Genomic DNA, 13,181 nt, shown 5'->3' with positions numbered 1-13,181 from the left:
ACTTTCCCATCCTTGCGAAGCTGGCTGTGCTGCCCTCGTTCACCCCGGTTCTTCTGCCCGACACCGGACGGTCCAACATCGTGCCGGTCGACTACGTCGTCGACGCCATCACCGAACTGATTCACGTGCCGGATCGCGACGGCCAGACGTTTCACCTCACCGCACCCGACAGCATCGGACTGCGCGGTATCTACCGCGGCGTTTCACGGGCTGCGGGGTTGCCGCGGCTGCGCGGGTCGCTCCCCCGCGGTGCGGCGACGCCGTTTCTCCGAGCGACGGGTCGGGCCAAGGTGCTGCGCAATATGGCGGTGACTCAGTTGGGCATCCCCGCCGAGATCCTCGACGTCGTCGACCTGATGCCGACGTTCACTGCTGAGAACACGCGAGAGGCTTTGCAGCACACCGGAATAGCTGTGCCGGAGTTCTCGTCGTACGCGCCGAAGCTGTGGCGTTACTGGGCCGAGCACCTGGATCCCGATCGGGCGCGGCGCGACGATCCCGCAGGTCCGCTGGTCGGCAAGCACGTCATCATCACCGGGGCGTCCAGCGGCATCGGCCGGGCCGCGGCGGTCGCGGTGGCCGCACGCGGTGCGACGGTCTTCGCACTGGCCCGCAACGCCGAAGCGCTCGACGACCTTGTCGCCGAGATCCGTGCCGCAGGCGGCGAGGCGCATGCGTTCACGTGCGACGTCACCGACGGCACGTCGGTGGAACACACGGTCAAGGACATCCTCGGACGCTTCGGCCACGTCGACTACCTCGTCAACAACGCGGGGAGATCGATCCGGCGATCCGTGGTCGCGTCGACCGATCGGCTGCATGACTACGAGCGGGTGATGGCGGTCAACTACTTCGGCGCCGTGCGGATGGTGCTGGCGCTGCTGCCGCACTGGCGCGAACGCCGGTTCGGTCACGTCGTCAACGTGTCGAGCGCCGGTGTGCAGGCCCGCAACCCCAAGTACAGCTCGTACCTGCCCACCAAGGCGGCGCTGGACGCCTTCTCGGACGTGGTGTCGACGGAGACGCTGTCCGACCACATCACGTTCACCAACATCCACATGCCGTTGGTGCAGACACCGATGATCGCGCCGTCGCGCCGCCTCAACCCGGTGCCGCCGATCACCGCCGAACACGCCGCCGCCATGGTGGTGCGTGGCCTGATCGAGAAGCCGGCGCGAATCGACACCCCGCTCGGCACCCTGGCCGACGTCGGCAACTACTTCACCCCGAAACTCTCGCGGCGGGTGCTGCACCAGCTTTACCTGGGCTATCCCGACTCGGCGGCGGCTCGGGGCATCGAAAAGGGTCCATCTCCGCGCACACCGTCGCGGCGGCCACGACGGCCGGCAAGGACGGTGGCAAGGGTACGCATGCCGCGTCCGGTCAAGCGCGCCGTTCGGTTGGTGCCTGGCGTGCATTGGTAGCCGGGCACCCGCAGTATCGTTACCTCCGTGCCGCAGCCCGTCTTCGTCGACGTCGACACGGGCGTGGACGACGCCATGGCGTTGGTGTACCTGTTCGGCAGTCCCGACGCCGAACTGGTCGGTATCGCTTCCACCGCGGGAAATGTTCCGGTGCAACAGGTCTGCTCGAACAATCTGGGTCTGCTCGAGCTGTGTCGTGTCGAGGGCATCCCGGTGTCCAAGGGTTCCGAGCAGCCGGTGAGCACGCCGCTTCGCACAGCCAAGGACACCCATGGTCCGCAGGGGCTGGGTTACGCCGTTCTGCCGTCGACGGATCGGCAGCTCACCGCGCACGACGCCGCACAGGCGTGGATCAGCGCCGCACGCGCCTACCCCGGCGAGCTGATCGGGGTGGTGACCGGCCCGCTGACCAACTTGGCGTTGGCGCTTCGGCAGGAGCCCGCGTTGCCGACGCTGCTGCGGCGGCTGGTGATCATGGGCGGCGCGTTCGAGTACCGCGGTAACACGACGCCGGTCGCTGAATGGAACATCAGCGTCGACCCCGAGGCCGCTCACGAGGTCTTCTCCGTATGGTCCGCCGCATGGGGTCTGGATCCGCCGCGGCATCTACCGATCGTTCTGGGACTGAACCTGACCGAGAACGTCGCGATGACGCCCGCGCTCCTGGGCCGGCTCGCGACGGAAGCCGGCTCGGCGACCGCACCGATGAGCGTGCTCGACGAACGCGGCACCCGGTCCGTCGCGGCCAACCCGCTGATCCGGGTGCTCGAGGATGCCATGCGGTTCTACTTCGAGTTCCATTTCGACCAGGACGAAGGCTATCTCGCACACCTGCACGACCCGCTGGCCGCGGGTGTGGCGCTGGATCCAGAGCTGGTGACGACGCGGCCTGCGACCGTCGACGTCGAGTTGACCGGCACGCTGACGCGCGGCATGACGATCGCCGACTGGTCGGGCCGCTGGGGGCGGGAACCCAACGCGCTCATCGGCATTGACGTCGATCCGGCCGCCTTCTTCGACCGGTTCATCGCGCGGGTCGGCCATTTCGCCCGAACTCTCCGGTGACGCCCAAACGTACGTTTGGGCGGAAAAGTGCGAGTAAAAGTCTGCAAAACGTCGGTCTCAAGCGTTGAATAGCGGCATCGCGACGTGGGAGGCGCCCCATGCGCACGCTGTGGCAACGACCGGAACCGTCGCCGGGTCCGCCGTCGAACCCGGCCGAGATCGCCGACCGGGCATTACATCGGCGTGCCATCGAGACGGTCATCTGGGGTATGCCCGCCGTCAACTACGAGTTGATGCGCAGGCAGATGGCCAAGCTCGGCGGGGCACCCAACCAGGTGGTGTTCTGGTCGCGGCCGGTCAGCTGGAAGAACCAGACGCTCACCCCGAACCCCGACACCATTTACTTCATGCCGTTCTTCGACACCAGGGATGTCGGTCCGGTGGTGCTGGAGATTCCGCCTGCCGACACCGGCACCATCGTCGGCTCGATCGACGACTGCTGGCAGACGGCGATCGAAGACGTCGGGCCTGCAGGCGCCGACAAAGGAGCGGGTGGTAAGTACCTCATCTTGCCTCCCGGCCATGACGGCGGTGTGCCCGACGGCTACCTTCCGTGTCCGTCGTCCACCTATCAGTCCTACGCGCTGTTGCGGTCGAACTATCGCAGTGCCGCCGACGCCGACATCGCCGCCGCCGTGGCATACGGGAAACGCGTTCGGGTGTATCCGCTTTCGGCGGCCGGCGATGCACAGGAGTCGACGTTCATCGACGCGATCGACACGTTATTCGACGCGACGATCCCCTACGATGTGCGGTTTTTCGACGCACTGAACGGCATCGTCCAGACCGAGGCGTGGCTCGTCCGCGACAAGGCGATGATCGACACTCTGAAAACCATCGGCATCGATAAGGGGCGGCCGTTCGCCCCGAATGACAAGACGCGACGGATCTTCAATCTTGCGGCGCAAGAAGCGCATACGTGGCTGACGAATCGGTTGGAATCGTCCTACTTCCCGGCGCCCTACTTCGACGGTGGCCATTGGCACGTGCCCGCCTCTGACGAGGTTCTGAAGGGAATGATGTCGAACTTCGCCGACCCCGACAGCTATCCCGTCGACAATCGCGGGGTGACATACTCACTGGCCTTCTTCAGCGCCAAACATCTTGGCACCGGGCAGTTCTACCTGATGACGCTCAAGGACGGCAAGGGAAACAAGCTCGACGGCGGAACCACCTACCGGCTGCGGGTACCCGCATCGGCGCCCGTGCGCCAGTACTGGTCGGCGACGGCCTACGACGGTAAGACCCACGCCCTGATGCGGGACACTCCGCGCTCCAGCCGGGCCTCCACCTCTGCGAACCTGGCGACGAACCCCGACGGTTCGATCGACGTCTTCTTCGGCCCCACCGCGCCGGACGGCGCATCCTCGAACTGGGTACCCACCAAGGCCTGCAACACCTTCGAGGTGATCTTCCGGTTCTACGGACCGGATCAAGCGCTCTTCGACAAGACCTGGAAGCTTCCGGACATCGAGAAGGTTTCCGCGCACGCGAGGAGCGAATAGGAACCCGCGCACGCGAGGAGCGAATAGGAACCCGCGCACGCGAGGAGCGAATAGGGACCCGCGCACGCGAGTCCGGCCACTGATCACTCGTAGATCCCTTCCAGATACCACCGCCGCTTGCGGTAACACAGCAGCAGTGCCTGCCCTGGATCTCCATCGAGCAGCACCTGAGCTCTCGCCGTGCGTCCGGCCCTGCGGTCCGGATCCCACCACCGCTCGTCGACCGGCCACGGCCCTGCCCACCACGACAACGCACCTTCCCTGCCTGGGGCGGCCAGCCGCGCCGGGTCGGCGGAGAACAATCCCCTATTGGTCACCCGCACCGGATTACCCTCGTGGTCAAGCACTTCGACGGGATCGTCGAGCAGCACGGTCGGTGACGGTTCGGGCAGTTGACCCGGCCACGGCTGAGCAGGATCGGCCTGCGGCACCGGCTCGTCACCCAGCGGTGTCAACGTGATGCGCTCGGCGGGTCCGCGGCCTCCGCTGAGCACCGGCACCTGCACGGCCTCGGGCCCGAGCAGACCCTGAACCCGAACCAGCGCACGACGGGCGCGCAGCCGGTCCTCTTCTCCAATGCCACCCCACAGCGGCAGCTGCAAGGCCTCTGCCGAGACCACTTCCACTGGTTGCAGCCGCAGCACGGTGATCGGTGCGGTAGGCCGGTCGTTCGGATTGCGGCGATTCAGCCAGCCGTCCAGCTGCCATCGCACCCGGTCGGCGGTGGCATCCTCGGTCAGCGGTTCCGCGCATCGCCAAACCCGGTTCAGCTCTTCACCGTTGGCGGTCACGGCATGGATCGCCAACCGGGTGCAGCCGACGCCCGCCGCCTCGAGGCTGCGATGCAGATCGCCTGCCAGCGACCGGCCGGCGAACGCAGCGGCATCCACCCGGTCGACCGGCGGGTCACAATCCATCACGGCGTCGAGATCCGGTGACGGTTCGCGTCCCGACGGCCCACGGCCGGCCTCGGCACGGGCGAAGCGATGTGCGGCGATCGCGTCGGCCCCGAACCGGGAGGCCACATCGGCACGGGACAAGGCCGCGAACTGGCCGATATTCCGGATTCCCATGCGCCACAATAGATCCGCAAGATCTTCGCGCCCGGCCGCCGCCAGGCTCGGTTCGGTGGCCAGCTGCCGGATGGATAGCGCGGACAAGAACACCGCGTCCTTGCCCGGCTCGATGATCCGCCCGGCGCGTGCGGCGAAGACCGCAGTGGGCAGCCGGTCGGCGATTCCGACCTGACATTCGGTTCCGGCAGCGGCCACCGCATCGACCAGCCGCTCGGCCGCAGTCTGCTCGGAGCCGAAGTAGCGCGCCGCGCCGCGAACCGGCAGCACCAGCAGGCCGGGTCGCAGCACCTCGGCGCGTGGCACCAGGTCGTCGACCGCCGTCGTCACGTTCTCGAAGTGGCGGGCATCGCGCGCCGGGTCGGCGGTGACGACGTGCAGCTCAGGACATCTGGCCTGGGACTCCCTGCGGCGCAGGCCACGGCGCACCCCTGCCGCGCGGGCCGACGCCGAGCAGGCGATGACTCGATTGGCCAGCGTGACCGCCACCGGAGAGGTCGGGGGCAGATCGGCCGCGGCCGCCGCGGCCACCGCAGGCCAATCCATGCACCAGATGGCCAGGACCCGCGATGTGCTCATTCGCCTACCGCGTGCACCGACCCGAAGGCTCGTCCTCTCGCCCGCATGGCCAGCCGCACCCGGCTGATCCGCCCACATCCCGATATGGGCCTGTCGCCGCTGCCGCCGGTCACTTCGTAGCCGCTGACCCTGGCCTCCAGCCGAGCCGACGCGCCCTGCCACTCGCCGCCGGTGACCAACAGCGTGCAACCCTTCTGCCGCGCGCGAGCCACCACGGCCCGCGCCCGTGTGGCAGGCACCGAACGCCCGCCGAGGCCGAGCAGGACAAGATCCATGCCGTCCATCAACACCGCGGCCACCTCAACGGGATCCGCTCCCGGTTCAGGGATGACGGCGAGCCGGCTCAGATCCGCTCCCATTTCCACGGCCGCAAGCAGACCAACGTCGGGTTGACCGACGATGGCCGCATGCCCACCCGATGCCGTCACCGCCGCAACCATGCTCAACGACAAAGACCGGGCACCCGACAGCACAGCCACCGTTCCCCTCGGCAATGTGGTCCTAAGCGCATCGGTCTGGGATTCGGGTGGCGATAGCAAACTTTCCGGCTCGGGAAGCACGTCGTTGGACGGCAGCTCGCCACGTCGTCCGGGCCCAACCTTCCCGGATATCGCCGCCATCTTGCGGCGCAGGTGTTCTACCTGCTCAGCACGGTCAAACCGGTGCCGATCCAGGCTCATCGCAGCGGTCACAACAGCACCTTCTGCCCCATCTGAATCATCGCTCATTCGAAAATATGTTCGATACGACGAGTAAACACCGACCCACCGAAAGCGTCAAGCGTCCGCGGTGCCGCCAAAGATTCCTTGACCGATTCTCCAGCGGCTTAATCACCTCGGGAATGGTTCGCTCATCGGATAAGGTTTCCAACGACGAACCGCACTGGCAGCGGTTCCACAGCAAGTCGGGGGACAGATAGGAAAATGATGACGACACGTCGTTCGACTCGTCGCATTCCGGCCATCGCCGGAGCCGCGGCAATCATCGCCCTGGTTGGGCTCTCCGCGGCATGCGCGAAGGAAGAGCAGAAGGCTCCCGAGACCTCGACCACGACGACGACGACGACGACGGCTCCTGCCGAGCCGACCGAGAAGGCCCCGCGCCTCGACCCCAATGGGCCGAACCCGTTCTCGCCCTCGGTCCTCGCACCGCCGGCTCCGACCGCCCCTCCCGGCGACAACTAGTACACCGCGGTGCCCGGTTGGCGAACAGGCGCCGGGCACCGACTGCTGGCGTTGGTTGCGACAGCGGGGGTGCTTGTACTTGCGTCGGATCTGCGGATCACCCATGCGCACGATGCGCCCGGGCTGATCGGCGGACCGTTCTCGTTGTTGCTCAACGCATCAGACGATCTCGGACCCTCGCACCGCGATGACGCCCAGCTGACCGTCGAACTGCGCGACGCGAACCAACCGAATCGATTGGTCGGCTGGGCGCGTGGCCACGGCCTGTCCGTGCGATGGCAGCCCGGCAAGAACTGGGCCGTCGTCGAGGGCGGTGCCGACAAGGTGGGCTCCGCATTCGGTGTCGAGGTGCATGACTATCGCGGCCAGCGTGGTCAGCTGTTCTATGCGTCCCCACAGCAGCCGTCGGTGCCCGAGCAGTTGCGTCCAGAGGTTGTCGAACTCGGCCGCATCCTGAGCTACATCCCGCATCACACGTCCAAACCACCGATGCTGCCGACAGACGTTCCCGATCAGGGGTTGCAGCCGAGCGCGCTGCTCAACACCTACAACGTGAGCAAGCTGGCCTCAACGGGATTCACCGGCAAGGGCCAGACCATCGTGATCTTCGCGTTCGACGGCTTCGACCAGGCCGACCTCGACAGCTTCGCGACCCTGTACAAGTTGCCGAGGTTCAAGCCCACCGTGGTCGGCGGCCAGCCTGCCGAACCGCGCGGTGAGACGACGATGGACCTCGAGGTCGCGCACGCCATCGCACCCGACGCCAAGAAGGTGGTCATCAATGCCCGACCGACGGTGCAGGGCGACGGCGGTGTCTACGAGAAGATCGCGCAGATGCTCGCATCGGCCGATGGACAGTTCCCCGGTGCGGTATGGAGCTTCTCGATCGGTTGGGGGTGCGACAAGTTGATCACCGCGGCCGATATGGCGCCGGTGCGATCCGTCCTTTCCGACGCACACGCCCATGGCACAACGGCTTTCAACGCCAGCGGTGACCTCGCGGGCCTGGAGTGCAAGGGCGGCCAGGACTGGTCGTCCCCGCCGAGTGACGCAGACGTCGGGCTGGACTCGGTCGCCTCGCTGCCGGAGATGACCGATGTCGGTGGCACCACCCTGTCCACCGACGCCGCAGGCGCATGGCAGTCCGAACAGGCCTGGTTCGACGTACCGCTGTCGATTGGCAGCGGTGGCGGGGTTTCCTCGTTGTTCGACCGGCCGCCGTGGCAGCGCGCGGTGTTGCCGAACAGGGATCAAGGGCGACGGCTCACCCCCGACGTCGCCGCGGTGGCCGATCAGTTCACCGGAGTCAAGATCGTCTTCAACGGTAAGCAGTTGGTCGGCGGCGGCACCTCGCAATCGGCGCCGATATGGGCAGGCCTCGCCGCGGTGATGAACCAGTACCTCGTCGAGAACGGCGGACGACCCCTCGGAGATCTCAATCCCCTGCTCTACCAGGTCGCTTCGGGTTCCCGGCTGCCCGGATTCCGCGACGTAATACTCGGCGGCAACGCCGTCGCCGACGCGTCCCCCGGCTACGATCTGGTGACCGGCCTCGGCACCCCCGACGTCGACAACCTGGTGCGCAACATCCTCGTCCTGCAGAGGCTCACCGCATGACCACTCCCGTCGAGGACAGCCCGGCCACCATGGAATGCCAGATCTGCCAAACGGAAGTCCCGGCAGGCGAATTCTGCGGGCTCTGCGGAGATCATCTGACCGAGCGACGCGGAAACGGGCCGTCCTGGTTGCGAATTCGCGCCTACGGCGCCGCCCCGGGTGAACACCTGCTGCGGCCGTCGCTCGCCAGTTCGCTGTTCCCCCAGCTGCCGCACCGGTCCCGCATGCCGTTCCGCGTCGTGCTGGGCCTCGTCCTGCTCGCGCTGATGACCTTTGCGACCCTACGGATGCCCGCGGCATTGATCACCGTGGCCGCGCTCGGGCTCCCGTTGTTGTTCCTGCTGTACCTGCGTGAGACAGACGCCTATCGCGATGTTCCCGTCGGCACACTGTTTCTGACCGCAGGCCTCGGAATCACGCTCGGAGTCGGTTGGGTGCTGGTGACAGGTGCGGCGGTGGCCCGCTCCTATGGGGTCCCACTGGGCACGGGTATCGCGGCAGGCCGACTACTGCGCGAGGGGCTCGGCATCCCCATCGCCAGCATGATCCTCATGCTCGTGCCTGTGGTGGTGGTGCGCCTGACCCGACCGCCGACTCGGGAGTCGTTGGACGGCTTCATGATCGGGGCGCTCGGTGCGTTGCTCTTCACGGCCGCGGCCACCATCACCCGGTTGGCGCCGCAATTCGCGACGGGCATGATCGCGCGCAGCCGCCCCGTTTCCTCGCTCATCGTCGAGGCGGGCATCCGCGGGGTCGCGGTGCCGGTGACCGCAGCCGCTGTCGGTGGCCTCATCGGTGCTGCACTGTGGTTCACCCGGCCTGCGAACAAGGCCAACCAGCATCCAGGTTACATTCGCGCCGCACTCACCCTGTTCGCGGCAGCCGTCGTCGGCGTCTACGCCGGACTGGGGCTGGTGGACGTGACCCATATCCCGCAGTGGCTGCAATTGGTCATCCATCTTTCGGTGGCCATGGTGGCGCTTCTGCTGCTGCGCATCGGACTTCATCTCGCGCTGCTGCACGAGGCACACGACGAGATCCGATCCGACGAGCCGGTGCTGTGTCCGCACTGCCACCACGTCGTCCCCGATATGGCGTTCTGCCCCGCATGCGGGGTCGCAACCCGAGCTGCATCCCAGTCGTCGCGAAGAGAGCGACGTGAGTCGCGACCGATGAGCCGCGAACCTGGCGAACCGACCACTGAAATAACGCATCCCGGCTATTCCGTCATGTCGGGAACCTACGACGCGACACCGGTGAGGCGGACCTCGTATGCGCGCCTGCTGCGGACCTGGGGTGCCGCGATCGTGGTGGTCGCGGTCGCCCTGGTCGGACTGTCGGTCATCATTCAGAAGCCGCCCGCTCCCTATATCTGCCCGCCCGACTGCGGGCACCCACCAACCGGCGAGCCGGTTGCGGTCAACCCTCGCTTCACCGCGCCCGACGGCACATTCTCCGTGTCGTACCCCGCGCCGAGCGACGTGTACCGGATCACCACCAGCCCGACCGGGGTGCGCGCCGACTTTCTGGGCGGCGACGGCGGCACCATGCAGCTGATGAGCAGGCCCGCCAACGGGCGAACAGCCGAGCAGATTGTCAGAAGCCTTGTGAAGGAGACCTTTCCGGACACCAAGACGGCGTATGAAATCCCGAACGCGATGGTGGGCTACGTACCCGGGTACGGGATGGTCGCCGACTGTTGGCCCCAGGGCGCGAACAGCAACTACATGCGGATGCGGGTGATCGCAATGGTGGCGGTGAAGAACGACCTCGCCCTCGTCGCCGCGGCCGTCGGCCCGTTCCGGCAGTTCGGTCCCGACTTCGGGCTTGGCAAGCCGTCGGGCGCGAACCTTCAACTCGCCCTTGACATGGGCAAATACGTCAATAGTTTCAGCTGGCGGGGCGACGCACCGCGTTGACACTTTGAAATGTTGACATTGACAAATGTCATCATTTGCTGTTGTACTCGGGCATGGCTCAACGCAGAGTCCAGACGCGTGGTTCCGTCCGCTCCCGCGCCGCGGCAGCACTGAGTAAGCGAACGATCCGGCCGCTCACCGCCGCGATACCGATCGAGCAGGCCTGGGGACTGTGGCTGTCACGCCAGATCCTGGCCGGGCTGATGGACGCATGCGGCCCCCCGATGTCGGGCACTCAGGTCGAACATGTCGACACCGTGCTGCCCGACGGCCGCAGGCTTGTCGGCGAATGGGTTCAGGCGCATAATGTTTCGCGCGGGTCATCTGCCATCTACTACATCCACGGCAGCGGATACGTGCTGTGTTCGGCTCGCACCCACCGGCGGCTGGCGGCGTGGCTGTCGCGGTTGACGGGGCTGGCTGTATTCGTCGTCGACTACCGGCTCGCGCCGCGCCACCGATTCCCCACTGCCGCAGACGATGTGCGGACCGGCTGGGACTGGCTCACCGAACAGCAGGGCCTGTCCGCGGAGCAGTTGGTCATCGCAGGCGATTCTGCGGGTGGCCACCTGGCCGTCGATCTCGTCCTGCAGCCGGACATCGCTGTGCCGGCGGCAATGGCGCTGATGTCGCCGCTGTTCGACATGACCTTCGGGCTTGCGCGCTCCCGTGAGGCGCTGCGGCGAGACCCGGTGATCCGTGTTCGCGACGCCCAGCGGCTCGTCGGGTTGTACAGCCTCGGAACCGATCTCGCCCATCCGCGCTTGACGCTGGAGGTCGCGCGTGGACGACCGCTGCCGCGGACGCTCATCCATACCGGTGGCGCCGAATTCCTGGTGGCCGACGCCAGGGCGCTCGCGGCGGACATCCGCGCCGCGGGTGGCGATTGCGAACTGCAGGTCTGGCCCGACCAGCTGCATGTCTTCCAGGCGCTGCCGCGCATCACGCCCGAGGCGGCACCTGCCATGCGGAAGATCGCCCGGTTCATCACCGCGTCCCTCGGCGCCGACATTCTCGATCTGCGGGCGGGGTGAGGCGGTGCGCATCTTCGGTTCCTCTCAGAAGCGCAGTCACGACGCCGCCGCGGTGATCACCGGCGCGGGCAGCGGTATCGGCGCGGCGTTCGCCGCCGAGTTGGCCCGCCGCGGCGGCCGCATCGTCTGCAGTGACGTCGACGAACCGAGCGCGCGCGCAACGGCCGACGCGATCGTGCGCGCAGGCGGTGAAGCAATGGCGGCACGGTGCGACGTCAGTCGACTCGACGACGTCGGCCGACTCGCCGAAGTGGCTCAGGACTGGTTCGGCAGTCCGCCCTCGCTGGTGATCAACAACGCGGGCGTCGGCGCGGGCGGCACCGCCATCGGCGAGACCGACATCGACGACTGGAACTGGGTGCTGGGCATCAACCTGTGGGGGCCGATACACGGTTGTCACGTCTTCGCGCCGATATTGAAGGAAGCCGGCTACTCAGGACAGTTGGGAGGCATCGTCAACGTCGCGTCCGCCGCAGCGTTCGGCGCGGCGCCGGGCATGGCGGCCTACAACGTGAGCAAGGCCGGCGTGCTGTCGCTCTCGGAGACACTGGCCGCCGAATTGTCCGGCACCGGCGTGAATGTCACGGTGCTGTGCCCGACATTCGTCAAGACCAACATCGTCGACTCCGGCCGTATCACCGACAAGTCGACACGGGCGGCCAGCCGGCTGATGCGCTGGACCGGCTTTTCGCCCGAGCGGGTGTCGCGCACCTGCCTGGACACCCTGGACCGCGGCGGTCTGTACTGCATGCCGCAGCCCGACGCCCGGATCGGCTGGGGCATCAAGCGTTTGACCCCGACGGTGTACACCCGCGCCGCCGGACTCAGTACGCGAATGACGACATCTTAGGAGGATCCGATGGCGATCGACATGGACGTCATGCTGGCGAAGATCAAGGACCGCCAGTGGGCGCTGGCCGATATCGATTGGAACGCACCGGGCGCCGAGATGATCACCGACGAGCAGCGGCCCCAACTGAAAGCCTTCATGGCCGACCTGTGCTGGATCGAGAACATCGGCGCTCGCGGGTTCGCGGCGCTGGCGAAGAAGGCACCCACGCCGACCATTGCCGAGATCTACCGCTACTTCCACGCCGAGGAGCAGCGGCACGCCAACGCCGAACTGGCGCTGATGAAGCGCTGGGGGATGCTCGACGACGGCGAGATGCCCGAGCCGAACGTCAACATCCGGCTGGCGATGGACTGGCTGGACCGCTTCGCCGACGGCATGTCGCTGGCGGTGCTCGGCACCGTGATCCCAATGCTCGAGGTGGCCCTGGACGGCGCGCTGCTGAAGTTTCTGCTCGAAGAGGTTCACGACCCGGTGTGCCATCAGGTGTTCGAGAAGATCAACAACGACGAGTCACGGCACCTGGCAGTGGATTTCGAGGTGCTGGACATGATCGGCAACGCAAAGGCCCGCAAGCTGGCCATCGACTTCGTCGGCAGCGTCGCTTCGCCGGGGCTGATCCTCGGCACGATCATGTACGTCCCGCTGCTCAACCGGGTGCGCAACGAGATCGTCGCGATGGGGCTGCAACCCGAGCGGTTGTACAAGGCCGTGCAGCGGTTCTCGACCCTCGGCGAGCGCGGGCAGTACACCCGCCGCGTGCCCACCTACCGCGTCCTCAAGCGGCACGCCGGCTGGGTGACCAACCCGCGCCACCCATACCACCTGCTGGCCAATTCCATGGTGTGGCTGTCGGACCGCTACCCCAAGCCGCTGCTGAGCCCGATTCCGTCCTGGTTCAAGGAGCTGACCCATGAGCCGGCGGCCTGAC

General features: G+C 66.9%; 11 protein-coding genes. 9 read left to right on the top strand and 2 right to left on the bottom strand.

The features are described from left to right. From QOC76_RS14865 to QOC76_RS14855, 3 genes are all read left to right on the top strand, one after another. A partial coding sequence (locus tag QOC76_RS14865) for an SDR family oxidoreductase (RefSeq protein ID WP_526357602.1) occupies nt 1–1,424 on the top strand: 1,424 nt, incomplete at its 5' end. Nucleotides 1,425–1,451: 27 nt separating this feature from the next. After that, nucleotides 1,452–2,489, top strand: coding sequence for a nucleoside hydrolase (locus QOC76_RS14860; protein ID WP_526357601.1), 1,038 nt, complete (start codon nt 1,452–1,454; stop codon nt 2,487–2,489). A 98-nt stretch (nt 2,490–2,587) separates the two neighbouring features. Then, the gene (locus QOC76_RS14855) at nt 2,588–3,994 is read left to right on the top strand and encodes a DUF1214 domain-containing protein (protein WP_526357600.1); all 1,407 of its coding nucleotides are present in this window, start codon (nt 2,588–2,590) and stop codon (nt 3,992–3,994) included. A gap of 83 nt (nt 3,995–4,077) precedes the next feature. Here QOC76_RS14855 and QOC76_RS14850 read toward each other — a convergent pair whose 3' ends face one another. Then, complete coding sequence (locus QOC76_RS14850) at nt 4,078–5,646, bottom strand: DNA polymerase Y family protein (RefSeq protein WP_526357599.1); 1,569 nt, start codon at nt 5,644–5,646, stop codon at nt 4,078–4,080. Then, nucleotides 5,643–6,338: a DnaE2-dependent mutagenesis accessory factor ImuA' gene (imuA', locus tag QOC76_RS14845; RefSeq protein ID WP_526357598.1), complete on the bottom strand. Its 696-nt coding sequence runs from the start codon at nt 6,336–6,338 to the stop codon at nt 5,643–5,645. The genes QOC76_RS14850 and imuA' overlap by 4 nt, the downstream gene beginning before the upstream one ends. 231 nt (nt 6,339–6,569) lie before the next feature. Here imuA' and QOC76_RS14840 point away from each other — a divergent pair, with 231 nt between their 5' ends. The 6 genes from QOC76_RS14840 to QOC76_RS14815 are packed head-to-tail and all read left to right on the top strand — an operon-like array spanning nt 6,570 to nt 13,180. Continuing rightward, nucleotides 6,570–6,830 (top strand): hypothetical protein, encoded by a 261-nt coding sequence (locus QOC76_RS14840; RefSeq protein ID WP_526357597.1) that lies wholly within the window; start codon nt 6,570–6,572, stop codon nt 6,828–6,830. A gap of 9 nt (nt 6,831–6,839) precedes the next feature. After that, nucleotides 6,840–8,447, top strand: coding sequence for a S53 family peptidase (locus QOC76_RS14835; protein WP_526357596.1), 1,608 nt, complete (start codon nt 6,840–6,842; stop codon nt 8,445–8,447). After that, nucleotides 8,444–10,366, top strand: coding sequence for a zinc ribbon domain-containing protein (locus QOC76_RS14830; protein WP_526357595.1), 1,923 nt, complete (start codon nt 8,444–8,446; stop codon nt 10,364–10,366). The genes QOC76_RS14835 and QOC76_RS14830 overlap by 4 nt, the downstream gene beginning before the upstream one ends. Before the next feature lie 53 nt (nt 10,367–10,419). Beyond that, the gene (locus QOC76_RS14825) at nt 10,420–11,400 is read left to right on the top strand and encodes an alpha/beta hydrolase (protein WP_526357594.1); all 981 of its coding nucleotides are present in this window, start codon (nt 10,420–10,422) and stop codon (nt 11,398–11,400) included. A 4-nt stretch (nt 11,401–11,404) separates the two neighbouring features. Then, the gene (locus QOC76_RS14820) at nt 11,405–12,250 is read left to right on the top strand and encodes an SDR family NAD(P)-dependent oxidoreductase (RefSeq protein WP_526357593.1); all 846 of its coding nucleotides are present in this window, start codon (nt 11,405–11,407) and stop codon (nt 12,248–12,250) included. 9 nt (nt 12,251–12,259) lie between these two features. After that, complete coding sequence (locus QOC76_RS14815; RefSeq protein WP_526357592.1) at nt 12,260–13,180, top strand: ferritin-like domain-containing protein; 921 nt, start codon at nt 12,260–12,262, stop codon at nt 13,178–13,180. Nucleotide 13,181 lies beyond the last annotated feature (1 nt).

Source organism: Mycobacterium sp., from assembly GCF_032159565.1.
In the GTDB taxonomy this organism is placed as follows: Bacteria; Actinomycetota; Actinomycetes; order Mycobacteriales; family Mycobacteriaceae; genus Mycobacterium.
This window is presented reverse-complemented; position numbering and strand designations above follow the sequence as displayed.